14 protein-coding genes are annotated in these 19238 nt (G+C 31.5%); 1 reads left to right on the plus strand and 13 read right to left on the minus strand.

Translation table 11 applies throughout. From position 1 onward, the window contains the following. Window positions 1-21 precede the first annotated feature (21 nt). The 9 genes from pgi to uvrC all read right to left on the minus strand — a co-directional run bounded on the left by pgi (window position 22) and on the right by uvrC (window position 13225). Entirely contained in the window at window positions 22-1665 is a 1644-nt protein-coding gene (pgi, locus tag ABD766_RS05365) for a glucose-6-phosphate isomerase (RefSeq protein WP_344815704.1), read from the minus strand. A 123-nt stretch (window positions 1666-1788) separates the two neighbouring features. Next, complete coding sequence (locus ABD766_RS05370; RefSeq protein ID WP_344815705.1) at window positions 1789-3012, minus strand: peptidoglycan DD-metalloendopeptidase family protein; 1224 nt, start codon at window positions 3010-3012, stop codon at window positions 1789-1791. A gap of 15 nt (window positions 3013-3027) precedes the next feature. Next, complete coding sequence (locus ABD766_RS05375) at window positions 3028-3954, minus strand: tryptophan 2,3-dioxygenase family protein (protein ID WP_344815706.1); 927 nt, start codon at window positions 3952-3954, stop codon at window positions 3028-3030. After that, window positions 3951-4727 carry a DUF3108 domain-containing protein gene (locus ABD766_RS05380; RefSeq protein ID WP_344815707.1) on the minus strand — a complete coding sequence of 259 codons (777 nt, stop codon included), beginning with the start codon at window positions 4725-4727 and terminating at the stop codon, window positions 3951-3953. Before ABD766_RS05380 ends, ABD766_RS05375 begins: the two co-directional genes overlap by 4 nt. Before the next feature lie 300 nt (window positions 4728-5027). Then, the gene (gene hppD, locus ABD766_RS05385) at window positions 5028-6188 is read right to left on the minus strand and encodes a 4-hydroxyphenylpyruvate dioxygenase (RefSeq protein ID WP_344815708.1); all 1161 of its coding nucleotides are present in this window, start codon (window positions 6186-6188) and stop codon (window positions 5028-5030) included. A 78-nt stretch (window positions 6189-6266) separates the two neighbouring features. Beyond that, a complete protein-coding gene (locus tag ABD766_RS05390; RefSeq protein ID WP_344815709.1) occupies window positions 6267-7427 on the minus strand; it encodes a homogentisate 1,2-dioxygenase in 1161 nt (386 codons plus the stop codon). 183 nt (window positions 7428-7610) lie between these two features. Beyond that, window positions 7611-9080: an APC family permease gene (locus ABD766_RS05395; protein WP_298303464.1), complete on the minus strand. Its 1470-nt coding sequence runs from the start codon at window positions 9078-9080 to the stop codon at window positions 7611-7613. A 78-nt stretch (window positions 9081-9158) separates the two neighbouring features. Continuing rightward, window positions 9159-11411, minus strand: a complete 2253-nt coding sequence (locus ABD766_RS05400) for a patatin-like phospholipase family protein (RefSeq protein WP_344815710.1) — start codon at window positions 11409-11411, stop codon at window positions 9159-9161. 20 nt (window positions 11412-11431) lie between these two features. Then, complete coding sequence (gene uvrC / locus ABD766_RS05405) at window positions 11432-13225, minus strand: excinuclease ABC subunit UvrC (protein ID WP_344815711.1); 1794 nt, start codon at window positions 13223-13225, stop codon at window positions 11432-11434. 113 nt (window positions 13226-13338) lie between these two features. On the opposite strand from uvrC, the gene ABD766_RS05410 reads away from it, so the two are divergent. Continuing rightward, complete coding sequence (locus ABD766_RS05410; protein ID WP_344815712.1) at window positions 13339-13902, plus strand: 5-formyltetrahydrofolate cyclo-ligase; 564 nt, start codon at window positions 13339-13341, stop codon at window positions 13900-13902. Here the strand turns inward: ABD766_RS05410 and ABD766_RS05415 are convergent. The 4 genes from ABD766_RS05415 to ileS form a co-directional block, all read right to left on the minus strand. Next, complete coding sequence (locus ABD766_RS05415; protein WP_344815713.1) at window positions 13899-14549, minus strand: lipoprotein signal peptidase; 651 nt, start codon at window positions 14547-14549, stop codon at window positions 13899-13901. The two genes, ABD766_RS05410 and ABD766_RS05415, sit on opposite strands and share 4 nt — an antisense overlap. 84 nt (window positions 14550-14633) lie before the next feature. Next, window positions 14634-15266: a hypothetical protein gene (locus tag ABD766_RS05420; protein ID WP_298303452.1), complete on the minus strand. Its 633-nt coding sequence runs from the start codon at window positions 15264-15266 to the stop codon at window positions 14634-14636. A gap of 49 nt (window positions 15267-15315) precedes the next feature. After that, a complete protein-coding gene (locus ABD766_RS05425; RefSeq protein ID WP_298303451.1) occupies window positions 15316-15696 on the minus strand; it encodes a TraR/DksA family transcriptional regulator in 381 nt (126 codons plus the stop codon). A 7-nt stretch (window positions 15697-15703) separates the two neighbouring features. Beyond that, the gene (gene ileS / locus ABD766_RS05430; protein ID WP_344815714.1) at window positions 15704-19105 is read right to left on the minus strand and encodes an isoleucine--tRNA ligase; all 3402 of its coding nucleotides are present in this window, start codon (window positions 19103-19105) and stop codon (window positions 15704-15706) included. Between the last annotated feature and the right edge of the window lie 133 nt (window positions 19106-19238).

Genomic DNA, 19238 nt, shown 5'->3' on the forward strand with positions numbered 1-19238 from the left:
TAAGATTCTTGTTGTTTTATTTTACTTACTATCAAGGAAATGTTTAAGTAAAAAAGAAGTTGAATTATCGTGATTGTTAACTTTTTTAGAATTTATTTCGTCTAAAATCGAATTAGCCAACTGCTTTCCAAGTTCAACTCCCCATTGATCATAACTAAAAATATTCCAAATAACTCCTTGAACGAATATTTTATGTTCGTATAATGCTATTAATGAACCTAATGATTCTGGTGTTAATTTTTGAATTAAAATAGTATTGGTAGGTTTATTTCCAGAAAAAACTTTGAATGGCAAAAGGAATTCAGCTTTTTCAGATGAAACTCCTTGTTTATCAAATTCAGCTTTTACTTGTTCTGGTGTTTTTCCATTTAACAAAGCTTCGGTTTGAGCAAAGAAATTAGACATCAACTTGTCATGATGATTATTATCACCATATAAAGGTTTAACATAACCAATAAAATCAGTAGGAATTAATTTTGTTCCTTGATGAATTAATTGAAAAAAGGCATGTTGTGAGTTAGTACCTGGTTCACCCCAAATTATAGTTCCTGTTTGATAACTTACTGGTTTACCGTCTCTTCCAATACTTTTACCGTTACTTTCCATAATTCCTTGTTGCAAATATGGAGCTAGTTTTTGTAAGTATTGTGTGTATGGAATTAATGCTTCGCTTTCAGCACCAAAAAAGTTATTGTACCAAATGCTAAGTAGAGCCAAAACTACTGGAATATTTTTATCAAAAGCCTCTGTTTTAAAATGTTCATCCATTTTATTGGCTCCTTTTAATAAACTATCAAAATTATCAAATCCTACTGCTAGAGAAATAGACAACCCTACTGCGCTCCAAAGAGAAAAACGTCCACCAACCCAATCCCACATTGGGAAAATATTATTCGAATCTATTCCAAATTCTGTTACTTTTTGGATATTTGTTGAAACTGCTACAAAATGTTTAGCAACATCTTCATTCTTAGCCGATTTTAAAAACCAAGATCTTATCGTTTCTGAATTGGTTAATGTTTCTTGAGTTGTAAAAGTTTTAGAAACAATTACAAAAAGTGTAGTTTCGGGATTTAATTTTTTAATTATCTCATTTACGTGATCACCATCTACATTAGAAACAAAATGCACATTTAAATGATTTTTATAGAATTGTAAAGCTTCAACTACCATAGCTGGTCCCAAATCTGAGCCACCTATTCCTATATTTACAATATCTGTAAATGGTTTTCCTGTATACCCTTTTCTCTCTCCAGAAACAATTTGATTAGTAAAGTTTTTGACTTTATTTTTTACTTCAAAAACTTCTGGCATAACATTTATTCCATCAACAAGAATCACCTCATTTTCTGGAGCTCTCAATGCTGTATGCAAAACAGCTCTATTTTCTGTTTGATTAATTAAATCACCTGCAAAATATTTTGAAATTGCATCCTTTAGATTAACATCATCAGCTAAGTTCAATAACAAATCTATTGTTTCTTGATTGATGTTGTTTTTTGAATAATCAACAAGAAAATCATTCCATTGAATGTGAAATTTTTCAGCTCTTTTCTCATCATTTTGAAACATTTCTTTTATGGAATTATTTTCCATTTTAGAAAAATGATTTTCAAGTTGTTTCCAAGAGTTTGTATGAGTAGGATTAATGTTTAGTAAAGACATAATAATTAATTTTGAGATACAAAATTAAATAAAACATTATAGATAAAGTTATATGAAAATAAATTTGTTCACATAAAGAGCTATGCAAACGTTGTAGTTGATAAAAAGAGTTTGTTAAAAAATTTATTTATTAAACTTTATTTCTGCAACACTATCCAAAGCTCTCTTGAGTGGTCTTATTTGTTCTTTGAATCTTGGAAGGTTTCTACTTTCCATTGGTTGTGAATTTGGAAGTTTTAATTTTAAAGCATCAACCTGAACACCATTTTTCCAGAAACGATAACATACATGAGGTCCAGATGCCAAGCCTGTGCTACCAACTTTACCAATTACTTCACCTTGTTTTACTCTTTGTCCTCTTCTTACAAGAATTCTTGACATGTGTAAATATTGAGTTGCATAAGTTTTGTCGTGTTTTACTTTTACAAAATTACCATTACCAGCAGTATATCCTGCTTGTTCTACAACTCCAGCAGCTGTTGTCATAATTGGCGTTCCTGTTGGTGCAGCATAATCGGTTCCTTTATGAGGTTTCCATTTCAACTGAACAGGATGGAATCTGTTTTTTGAAAACTTTGAAGTAATGTGAACGAATTTTAATGGTGCTTTTAGGAAAAAGTTCTTTAGGGCTTTTCCTTGATCATTATAATAATCAACTTTTCCGCCTCTTTCTTGAATAAATGGAAAGGCATAAATTTTCTCTCCTTTATATTCAAAAAATGCTGCTCTTAAACTATCTACACCATCATAAATAGTGTCATTTATATACCTCTCTGTAAAACTAAGAGCAAATTTATCTCCTTTTTTAGATTTGAAAAAGTCAATAGACCAAGCAAAAACTTTTGTTAGTTTTCCAGATAATGTTGGGTCAATTTTTAAATCTCTTAAAGTTTTTGTGAGTGGTCCTGTCAATTCTCCTGCGACAGTTCTTACTTTAAAAGTTAAAGGTCTAGATTTTTTAAACCCAACAACAGAATCTGTCAAATCAACTAAATAATAATCTATTCTATTGGGTTGATAAATTAAATATTGAAGTTTGTTATATTTATCTTTTGAACGTAAACAAACATAAGGCCTTTTAAATACAACGCTTGTTGGAAAAGAATCTTTAATAATTTTTAAAATTTCAGAAGCTTTTTTTCCATTAAGATTTTGCTTTTTTAAAATTTTCTCAAAAGTATCTTGTCTATCAATGGTGTCGAAATGAACATTAAATTGATCAAAATGAAATCCGTAATCAACTATTGGTTTATAGGGTTCTATATCTTCAATAACAAATTCTTCTTGTGTATTTTTACAAGAATATAATGAAAATAAAACAATTAAAAATAACGCTATTTTTCTCAATATGAGTCTTTTATTTTAACAATCTTCTCCCCAATTTTTCAATTCACTTTCACTCCATAATTCTGGAAAGAAAATTCTTCTTTGGTATTTTGGGTGCATGTATTTTTTCCAATCACTACCTCCAGTTGCTTCTCCTGAACCATGCCCACTTTCAATATATTTTTTGGCTGCATTCAAATGTCCCATTACCCAAGTAATGTTTACGGTTTTGTCATAATGACGCATAGCAGCAACCAAATCTGGGTTTTTCTGATCATTTTCTGGTAACTCTTTGAATTTTTGCCAAATATTTATCGTGTTATATTCTTCCATATAACGCAGAAACTCGTCTTTATATTTTCGTTCAAATTCTAGAATTAAATATGACTTTTCGCCTGTATGATAATCTTTTCCTGCAGCTTGCCAATATAAGTGTTCAAATGCATGAGAATATGGTGTGTTTCTATCAATTGTTGCTCTAAAACGATAATCAATTAAATTAATTAAATCGGTTGAAGAAAATTCAATTAATCGATATTGTGCTGATTGAAAACCACTTGCAGGAGTTAAAGTATTTCTAAATTTCATGTATTGTTCTACTTCCATACCGTCTCCCATAATATCAAATGAAGTCGTTAACATATCGAAATATCTACTTATTCTAGTAAGTCTTTCGGCAAAAAATTTAGTTTCAAGTTTTTCGCAATGACAAACTTGTTTTATTTCCCAAAGAATCATTTTGAACAATAACTCATTGACTTGATGATACATAATAAAAACCATTTCGTCTGGCAAAATGGTTCTTTGAGTTTGTAAATTCAATAAAGCATCTGTTTGAATATAATCCCAATAAGTAATTGGTTTTGACCAAAGTAAACCTTCTAAATGGGTATCAGTTTTTTGATTTATCGCATCAAATTTCTTTTCTAATTCCTCAATTAAATGAGTTGTTTCTGTGTTCATTTTTTTACTTTTATTGTAAATGGATTTGCTAATCCTTTGAAAGATTCTAAATCTGCCTTTAGTGATCCAACAGCTAAACTAGCTTTTATTCTAATAGGAAGCTTATTTTCATCGTCTGAAATCCAAACGGTTAAACTTTCTTGCTCTTTAAAAACTCTACCTGACTGCACTAATGGTCTAAAAATCATGCAAGGAACTTTACCAAATTTACTGTCTAAATCTTCTCTTCCTATGAATTTTAACTTAAATTTTGTTGTTTCGTCATCAAAAAACATATCTATAGCAATCGATTCTCCTACTTTTAGTTTGTCAACATTTGGATGATTCCTTAAATAATAAAAGGTTGAAACTATATCTTGAACATTTTCTGGCGTAGTAAATGTTTTGTTAGTATCATTTTTATAATCTTTTACTAAGATAGTATTTTTATCTTGATTAAAAAAGCCTTCTTGGTTTTTTGTATAGCCTCCCTCATCAATTTTTCTTATAAAATGATATGGTTTCCCTGTAACTTTGTCAAAATAAGACTCGTAGTTATCATCAACTTTAAAAAACCATTTTGACATTCCTGTTGTATATCCGCGACCAATAGCATGAAAAACTTTCTTGTTATTTTTTGTAGCTTCTTTTACTTCAAGTGTAGCATAACCTGCAGTCACTAATCCATAATGAATTCTAAATTTAAACCATTCTCCTACATCAAATGCTGATGACCTTTGAGAATCAAAACTCACAGTTAAAAAAAGAAGTGCTAGTATAATTATCTTTTTCATTTTAAAATACTTTTTAATTGATTTTATAACTGTAATACAATTTCTGTTCCAAATGTATTAAAACAAAAAAACTCCGTCAAATATTGACGGAGTTTTTATGCTATTAACCAACCAAAAAACTATAAATTATGAAAAACTTATATAAAACTAGTAAGGAAACCACTCCTTTTCGTTTTGTGAGTACAAAGATAAGACTGTTTTTGAATTATTCTCAATGAAAAACAAACTTTAACATTTATTTGACAAAAACAACACTACTATAACGTTGTAATTTGATGATTGTTTAATAATTTTTAACTTTTATAGAGTTCCTCTCAAAGCTTGTTCTCTTTCTATTGACTCAAAAAGAGCTTTGAAGTTACCTGCTCCAAATCCGGTTGCACCCATTCTTTGAATGATTTCAAAAAATAAGGTTGGTCTGTCTTCAACTGGTTTGGTAAATATTTGTAAAAGATAACCATCTTCATCCGCATCAACTAAAATCGAAAGTCTTTGCAATTCTTTGATATCTTCTTTCATCATGTCTCTATGAACACCCAATCGATTTGGAATATCGTCATAATATGCTTGTGGAGGTGGAGGTAGAAATTCTACTCCTCGAGCTTTTAATCCAGCAACCGTTTTTATAATATCATCCGTTGCCACTGCTAGATGCTGAACACCAGAATCTTCATAAAAGTCCAAATATTCTTCAATTTGTGATTTTTTGTTTCCTTTTGCCGGTTCGTTGATAGGAAATTTAATTCTTCCGTTACCGTTACTCATTACTTTACTCATTAAAGCTGAATATTCGGTGTGAATTTGAGTATCATCAAAAGACAAGAAATTTTCAAATCCCATCACGTCTTCATACCATTTTACCCATTGGTTCATTTGATTCCATCCCACATTTCCAACCATATGGTCAATATATTTTAGTCCGAGTGGTTCTGGATTATATTCAGATTTCCATTCAACGAAACCTGGTAAAAATGCACCATTATAGTTTTTTCTTTCTACAAATATGTGAACCGTTTCACCATAAGTGTAAATTCCTGAACGAACCACTTCTCCATGTTCGTCTTTTTCAATAATTGGTTCCATGAAAGAAACAGCTCCACGTTTTGTTGTTTCTTCCCAAGCTGATTTTGCATCTTCTACCCAAAGTGCTATTACTTTTACACCATCACCATGCTTGCGCAAATGATCATTAATTGGTGAGCTACTGTTTAACGGAGTTGTTAGAACCAAACGAATTTTGTCTTGTTTAAGAACATAACTTACAGAATCTTTTGAACCTGTTTCCAATCCTCGGTAAGCGTGCGATTGAAATCCGAAGGCTGTTTTGTAATAATGTGCTGATTGTTTTGCGTTTCCAACGTAAAATTCAACATAATCTGTTCCTAATAGTGGAAGAAAATCTTGTGCTCCACTGAATATTTTTTCTAGTCCGTATTCTACGGATTTTACTTCTTTACTCATTTTTGTTTTGTATTAAGATGAAAGTAATGTGAATTTAAGATTCAACTTTATTCAAAAGATACTTTCTAAAATTTATAATTATTTATCTAACCAAGATAGAAAGTAGGTTTCATCAGCAATTTTCATAGCCTCTTCTGTAACCATTAAAGGTTTGAAAGTATCGACCATAACAGCTAACTCTAGTGTTTCTTTTTTCCCGATACTTCTTTCTGCTGCTCCTGGGTGTGGTCCGTGCGGAATTCCTGCTGGATGTAGCGAAATATTTCCTGGTTTTACATCATTTCTGCTCATAAAATCGCCATCTACATAATACAAAACCTCATCGGCATCAATATTACTATGATTATATGGCGCTGGAATTGACAAAGGATGATAATCGTATAGTCTCGGAACAAAAGAACAAACAACAAAAGCAGATGTTTCAAATGTTTGATGAACTGGTGGCGGAAGATGAATTCGTCCGGTTATTGGTTCAAAATCATGTATAGAAAGTGCATAAGGGTAATTAAAACCATCGTAACCAACTACATCAAATGGGTGAGTTGCATATACCATTTCGAAAATTTCGTCTTTCTTTTTAACTTTGATTATGAAATCTCCAACTTCATTATTGGTTTCTAATTCATACGGACGACGAATATCCCTTTCGCAATAGGGAGAATGTTCAAGTAACTGTCCGAACCAATTTCTGTATTGTTTTGGAGTGTAAATTGGAGAATGCGATTCAACAATAAACAATCTATTCTCTTCAGTATCAAAATCGATTTTGTAGATAATCCCTCTTGGAATGATAAGATAATCACCGTATTTGAAATCTAAATTACCATAAATGGTTCTTAGTTTTCCTGATCCTTGATGAATGAAAATCATTTCATCAGAATCGGTATTTTTATAAAAATAATCGGTTGTTGATTTTCTTGGAGCTGCTAAAACAATATGACAATCGGAATTAGTCAATACTATTTTGCGACTTTCTAAAAAGTCGTCTTGTGGCGCAACTTCAAAACCTCTTAATTTATAAGATTGGATATTGTTTGACTTGGCAATAGTTGGCGCAACACTATATTGAGAACGAATTTCTTTTACTTGTGTTGGACGTTGCTCGTGATAGGAATTGGTTGACATTCCGTCAAAACCAACGGTTCCAAAAAGCTGTTCATAATACAAATCTCCGTTTGGTTTTCGGAATTGTGTATGACGTTTTGGTGGGATATTTCCAAGTTTGTGATAAAATGGCATTTTCTTTTTGTTTTAAAGTTTAAAGTAGGAAAGTTTATAACTTTCGTTAACACTCAAAAAGAATTTCACTCACTCAGGATTTCTCTTGATGAGGAATTTTAAATGGATTAATAAGTTGTCCCATTTTTTCATTTAACAAATATCGGAAAAAATAAAAAAAAGCCACTAAAAAGTGGCTTTTTTTTATTCTACATTTTCTTGTTTTCCAAGTTTTGCATTTCTTTTACCATATAAGAAATAAACAATTACACCTATTAACAACCATCCTAAAGATAATAATTGTGCATCCTTACTAAGATTAATCATTAAATAAGTATTAATACAAATACCACATATTGCTATCACAGGTAATGCCGGAACCTTAAAAGTTCTTTCTATATTAGGTTGCTTAATTCTTAACATCCAAACAGCTACACATACCATTGTAAATGCAAACAAGGTTCCGAAACTCGTCATATCAGCCAACTTATTTATTGGCGTAAAAGCAGCTACTGTCGCTATAACCGCGCCTAAAATCATAAGATTTGTTTTAGGTGTTCCTGAAATAGGATTAACTTTAGAAAATACTTGTGGAATTAGACCATCTTTTGACATTCCAAGAAAAATTCTTGATTGTCCCATAATCATTACCATTAACACCGATATCAAACCAACTGTTGCTGCAATTGTTATAATGTATCCAGCCCAAGCTTGTCCAGCTATATCAAAAGCATAAGCTACAGGAGCTTTTATTGCATCTGGATATTTCCCAAGTGGATTAAAATCTTTATAATTCATCATACCAGTTAGTACAAGTGAAACTAAAATATACAACAATGTACAAATTAATAAAGAAGCTATAATTGCAAAAGGGACATCTTTCTTTGGATTCTTTGCTTCACCGGCTTGTGTCGAAACAGCATCAAAACCTACGTAAGCAAAGAAAATTGCAGCGGCACCTGATACAATACCTCCAATTCCATATGCTTCATGAGTCGTATTCTTGTCTATAATTTGAGTAGCATCTGGAATAAATGGAGACCAATTTTCTGGATTGATAAAAAAAGCTCCTGCAATTATAACGAATATGATTGCAGATACCTTAAGAATAACAATTAAGTTATTTGCTTTTGCAGCGCTTTGTGTTCCTTTAATTAAAATTGAAATAACAAAAAGAACTATTAAAAAAGCTGGTAAATTCATTGAAAAACCTTCTCCTGTATAACTACTTGGGTCAGTTGTTAACCATTCGGGCAGCTTTATTCCAAACATTTTTAATAATTTATTGAAATAACCTGACCAAGATACAGCTACAGTCATAGATCCCATCGCGTATTCTAGTATTAAACCCCATCCTATAATCCATGCGAAAATTTCACCTATTGTTCCATAAGCATAAGCATAAGCCGAACCTTCAACTGGTAAAATAGATGCAAATTCAGAATAACAAAGCGCAGCAAAAACACAGGCAATTCCTGCAATAATAAAAGATAATGCTAAAGCTGGACCTGCATGATAATAAGCTCCTGTTCCTGTTAAAACAAAGATTCCACCACCAATGATAGCTCCTACACCTATTGCCGTAAGACTCCATTTTCCTAAAACTTTCTTTAATTCACTCTTTTTCATATCGGCTTCAAAAGCAGATACGGGTTTAACTCTCCAAATAGACATAATGTAGTTTTTTAGTTTATTGTGTTCAAATATACTTTTTTTGTTTAATAATTTTACGAAAATAGAAAAATTATAGATTTAAAACCAAAATCCTACATTAATCCAAGTAAATCCTTTGGGTAATTCTGGTGACCAAGAATATTTAATTTCAATTGGTCCTAAAACAGTTTCAAGTCCGTATCCAACTGCATATCCAGAGTATCTTGGTGTTGAAAGCCAATTACCTGAACTGAATAATTTATTTTCAACATTGGCATAGTTTGCAGAAAAATTAATGTGATTTTTCTTTAAGAACTCTACATCAATTGTAGCTAACGATTTTATATAGCTATCTGCTGCGATACTTAAAAAATCGTAACCATAAAAATGTTTGAAATTATTTATTGTATTAAATCCATATCCTCCTAAAACAAAATCTAAGAAATGAACACTATCTTCTCCGAAAGAGAAACCAGCCTCAGATTGGAGTCTTAAATTAAATATTTTATAAAAAGTTCTGGTAATTCCGGCTTCTCCTTTTAAAATTGAGAATTTATTGAATTGATTTGTATAATTACTAGAATACATATAGGTTTGCAAATCTCCTTCAAAAAACCATCCTTTTTTAGGGAAAAATTTATTGTCAAAAGAATCATATTTTAAATATCCGAAAGCGCTTGCATAATTGCTGTTTTCAAAAATTGTGTTATTGCTTTCTAGGGTTTTTGATCTAATTTTTAAATGTTTTAATTCTAATCCAGCTCCTATTAAAAACTTTTGTGCAAATATTGTTTGGACATAGGCTTGATTTGTAATATCAGAAAAATCTACGTTTAAGGAATTAATTCCGTATTGAGAAAAAAGATTACCATCATTAAAGTCTGTTGAAACATTTTTATTGAATTGATTAAATTGAGATTTAAAACCAAAACTAAAATAAAATCCATTATCGATATAATAATTAAGGTTGTATCTGAAATTATCTCCAAGTCCTAAATCTATTGCTAAAACGTCGTTTCTTAAAAAGAGTTTTTTCTGTGTTAGATTAACTAAAACGGCACTTTTATATAAGTCATCATAATGTAATCCGAATTTTAAAAACGTTTTATTCTTGTTCTCGATTAAATTTAAATTAATGTCATCACCATTTGTTAATTCATTGATTTGGTAGTTAATAGCGCTAAAATTTCCTGTTGCATCAAGAGTATTGATTCCTGTTTTTAACTGATCATAACTAATCTTATTTCCTCTTTTAAAACCAAGCTTACCTATTACATAAGCATGGGTGTAATCTTTAAGAGTATTGATTGTTATTCTCTTAATAGTAAGACTGTCTTTAGTTACATTTAATTTTTGCGGTTTATAACTTAATGATTCAGAACTTAACTTTTTTAATTGATCAAATACCTTTAACGCTGCATCTTCTCCTTTTTGAATAATTTCTTGGCCTTTATCGAAGGTAATTACTGTATAATCTTTAATATCTGGTTTTATGTAGATATCTGTTTTTTTTATCTTCTCTTTCATTCCTTCAATCATCTGAAGATTTGAAATTTGAACCAAAATCTTTGTAGCTTCTTTCAATGAATTTCTTCCTTTTAATCCGTCTTGAACATCAACACCAATAATGATATCAGCTCCCATTTTTTTTACCTCATCAATTGGGTAATTATTAGTTACACCTCCATCTATTAACATTTTTCCATCTATTTCTAAAGGAGAAAACAATGTTGGAAAAGCCGAACTGGCTAAAAGTGCTTGAGCTAAATATCCTTTATCTAGAACTAATTGTTCACCAGTTTCTATATCAGTTGCAATACATAAAAAAGGAATTGGAAGTTTATTAAAATCTCTAATATGCCTTACTGAATGAGTAAGCTTTGTGAGTAAATTATAATTATACATTCCTTTTGAAAGTGCTATTGGAACTCCCAAACTGAATTTATTGAATGGTAATGAAATAGCGTAGAGCTCATCATTACGCTTTTCATAAAAACTCTTTGAAGACCTTGGTATGTAATCTTTTAAAAGTTGATCAAAATTTGTATCGTGAAATATGGAATCTATTTGCATAGCACTATATCCTGTAGCATATAATCCTCCAACTACAGCGCCCATACTTGTTCCTCCAATATAATCTATTTTGACTCCAGCTTTTTCTAGCACTTTTAAAACTCCGATATGGGCAAATCCTTTTGCTCCTCCACCGGTTAAGACCAAACCTATCTTTTTTCTTTGAATGGAATCTTGTGAGTAGCAATTTTGAGAAAATAGAAAATAGAAAATAGAAAATAAAGAAAGTGCGAATACCTTTCTCAAAATAATTCTAGATTTAAATTTTTGATTAATCATTTTCTCAAAATTTGAAAAACTTATTCTTTTTTGTAAAATTCGATAATTTTTTTGGATTTAGATACACCAACTACGTCAGAAATTTCTTTTTCTGAAGCTAATTTCAATCTTTTAACACTTTTGAAATGTTTTATTAATGTAAGCATAGTTTTTTCGCCTATTCCAGGAATGGTTTCAATAGATGAATTTAATGCCGATTTGCTTCGTTTGTCACGATGAAAAGTAATTCCGAATCGATGTGCTTCGTTACGTAAAAACTGTATAACTTTTAGCGTTTCCGATTTTTTGTCAAGATATAATGGAACTGAATCTCCAGGATAAAAAAGTTCTTCCAATCGTTTTGCAATTCCGATGATGGCAATTTTTCCACGTAAACCTAAATCATCGATACTTTTTAATGCTGATGAAAGTTGCCCTTTTCCTCCGTCAATAATAATTAGTTGAGGCAAAGGCTGGTTTTCGTCTAAAAGACGTTTATATCTTCGGTAAACGACTTCTTCCATTGATGCGAAATCGTTTGGTCCTTCTACGGTTTTTATATTGAAATGACGATAATCTTTTTTGGATGGTTTTCCGTCTTTAAAAACCACGCAAGCTGCAACAGGATTAGTTCCTTGAATATTGGAATTATCAAAACATTCGATATGTCGTGGCTCTACAGAAAGACGTAAATCTTTTTGCATTTGCGCCATAATTCGATTAGTGTGACGTTCTGGATCTACAATTTGAATTTGTTTTAATTGATCTAAACGGTAATATTTGGCATTTCTTTCGGATAATTCTAAAATATGCTTTTTGTCGCCGAGTTGTGGAACGGTAATCTTTATATTCTCGCCTAAATTCAATGCAAAAGGCAAAACAATTTCTTTGGAAGTCAAATGAAAACGCTCACGAAGTTCGACAACTGCCAATTCTAAAAGTTCTTCGTCGGTTTCGTCTAATTTTTTCTTTAATTCTAAAGTATGCGAACGAATTATTGCGCCATGAGCAATTTGCAAAAAGTTGACATAAGCCATAGTTTCATCAGAAATAATGGAAAACACATCGATATTGGAAATCTTCGGATTTAAAACTGTTGAACGCGATTGATAGTTTTCGAGAACTTCTATTTTTTCTTTGATTTGTTGCGCTTCTTCAAATTGCATATTGGTTGCAAATTCTTGCATTTTGGATTTGAAATCCTTCAAACTTTCTTTGAAATTTCCTTTCAATATTTCACGAATGGCGTTGACTTGAATTTGATAATGTTCAGCTGTTTCGTATCCTTCACATCCGCCTTTGCAATTTCCAATATGAAATTCTAAACACACTTTAAATTTGCCTTTTTCAATATTTTGAGATGACAAATCAAAGTTGCAAGTTCGCAATGGATACAACTCTTTTACTAAATCCAAAATCGTATTTACCGTTTTAAAGTTGGTATAAGGTCCAAAATACTCAGAACCATCTTTTATCATTCTACGAGTTGGAAAAATTCTTGGAAATGGTTCTTTTTTGATACAAATCCATGGGTAAGTTTTATCGTCACGCAATAAAACATTGTATCTTGGTTGGAGTTTTTTAATCAAATTATTCTCTAACAAAAGTGCATCTTGTTCAGACGAAACTACAATATGTTTTATGGTAACAATTTTGCGAACCAACACATTCGTTTTTCCGTTATCGTGAACTTTGTTGAAATAGGAAGAAACACGTTTTTTAAGATTTTTGGCTTTTCCTACATATAGAATTTTATCCTCTTTATCATAATACTGATATACTCCAGGGTTGTCTGGCAAGGTTTGTATTTGAAGTTCTAAAGATGGATTATTCATTTTTTAAGAAAATAGAGTAAAGAGTAAAGAAAATAGATTACTGAAATTTTTCTTCAAACAAATTTAACTTTAAATTCTTCACAAAGCAAATTGTATTTTTTTACTTTTACCTCATGTTAAAAAAGGAATTAAGAAAAAAATATAAAGAATTAAGACAAGGTTTAACTCCAGAAGCAATTGAAGGTAAAAGTTTGGCTATCGCTAATCGATTATTGCAGTTGGGTGTTTGGGATAAAACTTATTATCATTTATTCCTATCAATTGAAGAACAAAAAGAAATTGATACGGAATTCATTCTTCAAATTTTAGCTGGAAAAGATAAAGAAATTGTGGTTTCTAAAAGTGATTTTAATACTTTGGAAATGACACATTATCTTCTTACGGACAACACCAAATTCAAGAAAAATGAATATAATATTCCGGAACCAGTTGATGGCTTAGAAGTTCCTGTAACTAAAATTGATGTGGTTTTTGTTCCTCTTCTAGCATTTGATGTAAAAGGAAATCGAGTTGGTTATGGCAAAGGATTTTACGATAAATTTTTATCTCAATGCAAACCAGATACTATTAAAATAGGATTGTCTTTTTTTGAAACAGAAGATAAAATTGACGAGATTTCAGAAAATGATATTCAATTAGATTTTTGTGTTACACCAAATAAACTATATTTTTTCTAGATTGCATCGTCATCTAATTTATTAGAAAACTTAACATTAGGTGGAAGTTTTGCAAGAGCAAATGCTCTTTTATTAAAGAAAATTAATATTCCTACCCCAACAGAAATTGCAAAATCTGCAACGTTGAAAATTGCATTAAAAAATCTAAAATCATTTCCACCCCATACAGGAATCCAATTAGGTAATTTCCCTTCCCAAATAGGAAATTCAAACATATCTACTACTCTTCCATGAAACCATTCTCCATAATGTTCTCCTGAGAAATACTTAGCAAGATGATATCTTGTACTTTCTTCAAACATAACTCCGTATAAAACAGAATCAATTATATTACCCAAAGCGCCAGCAAATATTAAAGAGATTGAAGTAATTAAAAATTTAGATTTTTCTTTTTCTATTGAATCCCATAACCAATATGCAATACCACCAACAGCTAGAATTCTAAATAAAGTTAAAAATAATTTGCCATATTCACCTGGTATTTTTGTTCCCCAAGCCATTCCTTCATTTTCAATAAAAGTAATATTAAACCAACTTAAAACAGGATATGATTCTCCATAATAGAAATTGGTTTTTACATATACTTTTGAGAATTGATCTACAATTAATATCAGGATAATGATAAGTGCTGCGTGCCTAAGTTTCATTTTTTGGTTTTTGTGGTGCAAAAATAGTATTATTTTCTATAAAAAAACCTCTCTAGGAGTGTTATAAATATTTTAGCTTCAATTTTAGTTGCCACAATTTTGTTCATACAATTCTACTATACGAACATAACCATTTTTCTTTAAGTCTTGTTTGTCAACTAAATCAGCTAATTTCGGGCAATCATTTTCGAAAATTTTTGCAAGCGTTTTTTTTAATTGAGCAAAACAGTTACCGCAAAAATTAAGACCTCCTCCATCACTTTCATCAATGTAAATTATATATTCATCATTTGGTCTATTTATATAATATGTAAAACCACCTGAACTACCAGATCCTGGTACTCCCATTGTACCTGAAGTTCCTGAAGTGTATGTTCTATATAAATTAATTTTACCTTCCTTAACAATACTAGCCCAAGATTTTTTTTTATCGATGTTTAACTTATTACTTCCTTGGTAGGCAGTGTAAATTGTAATAAATTTGATCGTTTCGTTTTTATCATTGGTGATTTCAAATCCTTTAACTGAATTTATTTCTAATTTTTCTGTTTTCCCTTTTTCTTCAACTCGATACTTTAATTTAGTATCATCAGGAAATTCAGGTATTTCTATAAATCCTTTTTTTAAGGAATTATCACTCATAGTAACTGTTCCTGAATAAAATTTTGCATTACATAATATAGGAACTAAAAGAACAAATAGAATTAAATTTTTCATAGTATTTTAATAAAAAATAACGTACCTATTTGGTACGTTATTAATTTTTTTATCGTTGTAAATTCTTAGCCTCAATACTCATTGTTGCATGAGGAACGATTTTTAATCTTTCTTTTCCGATTAATTTTCCGGTAACTTTACAAACGCCATAGGTTTTGTTTTCAACACGGAAAAGTGCATTTTTAAGGTCACGAATAAACTTTTCTTGGCGAATCGCTAATTGTGAATTCGCTTCTTTACTCATGGTTTCACTTCCTTCTTCAAATGCTTTGAATGTTGGTGACGTGTCGTCTGTACCATTATTTAAATCATTCATATAAGCACTTTTGATTAATTCTAAATCCGTTTGTGCTTTTTCAATTTTTGCAAGGATAATTTCTTTGAACTCTGCTAAATCAGCATCAGAGTATCGCATCATTTCTTCAACCATCTGTATACTATTTTGAAATTAATATTTTTGTTTTTATATCATCAAACTCAATTTCTATACCACTTTCTAAATTATCAGTAAAATTTAATTCTTCTGTTAATGTTTCGTCTTTGATATAGCTTTCGTTATTCTTTATTGCTTGTTCTAGTTCGCCATTACGTTGAATTTGAACTTTAATTTTATCTGTTACTTCAAATCCAGAATCTTTTCTGATATTTTGAATTCTGTTTACTAATTCTCTTGCAATTCCTTCTTGTTTTAGTTCTTCAGAAATTTTGATGTCTAAAGCAACTGTAATTCCGTTAGAATTTGCAACCAACCAACCTGGAATATCTTGTGAAGATATTTCTACATCTTGGGATGTTAAAATTATACTTTTTCCTGAAATAACAAGCGATAGCTCACCTTTAGCATCAATTTCGTTGATTTGTTCTTGTGAAAATTTTTGTATCTCGCTAGAAATCAATCCCATATCCTTACCAAAACGTGGTCCTAAAGCTTTGAAATTTGGCTTAATTTGCTTCACTAAAACACCTGATGCATCGTCTAAAAGTTCGATTTCTTTGACGTTTACTTCGGCTTTTATTAGGTCAGAAACTGCCTCGATTTCAGCACGCTGCGTCTCGTCAAGTATAGGAATCATAACCTTTTGCAACGGTTGACGTACTTTTATCATTTCCTTTTTACGAAGTGATAAAACTAAAGACGAAACTGTTTGCGCTTTCATCATTTTGCTCTCTAACGATTTATCAACAAAGTTTTCAACCGAAACAGGGAAATTTGCCAAGTGAACACTAGTAAAACTCTCGCTTCCAGTTGCATTAACTAAATCGATATATAATTTGTCCATAAAAAATGGCGCTATTGGAGCCGAAAGTTTAGCCACATTCAACAAACAAGTATAAAGCGTTTGATAAGCTGCGATTTTATCTGTTCCGTATTCGCCTTTCCAGAATCTTCTTCTGCACAAACGAACGTACCAGTTACTTAAATTTTCTTGAACAAAATCAGAAATGGCTCTTGCAGCTTTTGTTGGCTCATAATCTGCGTAAGCTTCATCTACCGTTTTTATCAAAGTGTGTAATTCAGATAAAATCCAACGATCGATTTCAGGTCTTTCGTTTAATGGAATTTCAGCTTCTGCATATTTGAAACCATCGATATTAGCGTACAAACTAAAGAACGAATATGTATTATATAATGTTCCGAAGAATTTTCTACGAACTTCTGCAACACCTTCGATATCAAATTTCAAGTTATCCCAAGGATTGGCATTGGATATCATATACCAACGAGTTGCATCCGGACCATATTCTGCCAAAGTTGTGAATGGATCAACGGCATTTCCTAGACGTTTCGACATTTTTTGTCCATTTTTGTCTAGAACTAAACCGTTTGAAACTACATTTTTATACGCAATTTTATCAAAAACTAAAGTTCCGATTGCATGTAAAGTATAAAACCAACCACGAGTTTGGTCAACACCTTCTGCAATAAAATCGGCAGGAAATGCTTTGTTTTTGTCAATTAAATCTTTGTTTTCAAATGGATAATGCCTTTGCGCATAAGGCATCGCACCTGAATCAAACCAAACGTCAATCAAGTCGCTTTCTCGTTTCATCAATTTTCCTGATGGCGAAACCAAAACGATGTTATCAACTACATTTTTGTGTAAATCAACTAAATCATAATTTTCTTCACTCATATTTCCAACCACAAAACCTTTGAACGGATTTTCTTTTTGGAAACCAGCCGCGATAGATTTTTCAATTTCAGAATACAATTCTTCTACAGAACCAATTAGCATTTCTTCCGTTCCATCTTCTGTTCTCCAAATTGGCAATGGAATTCCCCAATATCTTGAACGCGATAAGTTCCAATCGTTGGCATTTTTCAACCAATTTCCGAAACGACCTTCACCAGTTGCTTTTGGTTTCCAGTTGATAGTTTCGTTCAAATCGAACATTCTATCCTTGATTTCGGTTACTTTGATGAACCATGAATCTAATGGATAATATAAAATTGGCTTATCCGTTCTCCAACAATGTGGGTAACTGTGAACATATTTCTCAACTTTGAAAGCCTTATTTTCTTCTTTTAATTGTATGGCAATTTCAACATCGGCAGAGCGCTCTGGAGCTTCGCCATCGTTGTAATATTCATTTTTAACGTATTTTCCAGAATAATTTCCTAAACCTTGAATGAATTTTCCTTGTAAATCAACCAAAGGAACAGGGTTCCCATTTTCGTCTAAAACCAACATTGGTGGAACTTCTGGTGTTGCTTCTTTAGCCACTTTAGCATCATCTGCACCAAAAGTTGGAGCCGTGTGTACAATTCCAGTTCCATCTTCTGTAGTTACGAAATCACCAGAAATTACTCTGAAAGCATTTTCAGGATTTTGATATGGCAAAGCCAATGGCATCAATTGCTCGTAACGAATTCCCACTAAATCAGCACCTTTGCATTCAGCCAAGATTTGGTATGGAATGTTTTTATCACCTTCTTTGAAATTTTCAAAATCAGACGGTTCAACAGAAGCAAAAAATCCCTTTCCGAATTGTTTTCCGACAAGGTTTTTAGCTAAAATTACTTTAGTTGGACGAAAAGTGTATTGGTTGAATGTTTCCACCAAAACATAATCTATTTTTGGACCAACTGTCAAAGCAGTATTTGATGGTAAAGTCCAAGGTGTTGTCGTCCAAGCCAATATGTGGATGTCTCCAAAACCTTGTAAAAAGCTCGGTAACGTTTCTACTTTCGTTTTGAATTGTGCTACAACTGTTGTATCCGTAACATCTCTGTAACTTCCTGGTTGGTTAACTTCGTGCGAAGATAATCCAGTTCCAGCTTTTGGAGAATACGGTTGAATGGTGTAACCTTTGTATAATAGGTCTTTGTTGTAAATTTGTTTCAACAACCACCAAACAGTTTCCATATATTTGGATTTGTAAGTCACATATGGATCTTCCATATCAACCCAATAACCCATTTTTTCGGTCAAATCGTTCCATACGTCGGTATAACGCATCACAGTTCGCTTACACGCTTCGTTGTATTCTTCTACCGAAATGGTTTTCCCGATGTCTTCTTTAGTGATTCCTAATTCTTTTTCAGTTCCAAGTTCTACTGGCAAACCGTGAGTATCCCAACCTGCTTTACGCTTTACTTGAAAACCTTTTTGAGTTTTATAGCGACAAAAAATATCTTTAATTGCACGAGCCATCACGTGATGAATTCCAGGTAATCCGTTTGCAGAAGGTGGACCTTCAAAAAACACATAAGGAGTTGCACCTTCACGCGAAGTTACACTTTGTTCAAAAACGTTGTTTTTCTTCCAAAAATCAAGAACTTCTGATGCTACTGTTGGCAAGTCAAGTCCTTTGTATTCAGTAAATTTTGTGCTCATTTTGTCGTAATCTTAAATCAGTTTGCGAAAGTAATAAATAGTTGTGAGTTATGAGTTATGAGTTATGAGTTTTTGCGATTGTACAAGAAAGAATGTCTAAATTTATCTTTTATGCAAAAACTTCCTTTAAAAA

The sequence above is a fragment of the Flavobacterium cheonanense genome, from assembly GCF_039539185.1.
Classification (GTDB): domain Bacteria; phylum Bacteroidota; class Bacteroidia; order Flavobacteriales; family Flavobacteriaceae; genus Flavobacterium; species Flavobacterium cheonanense.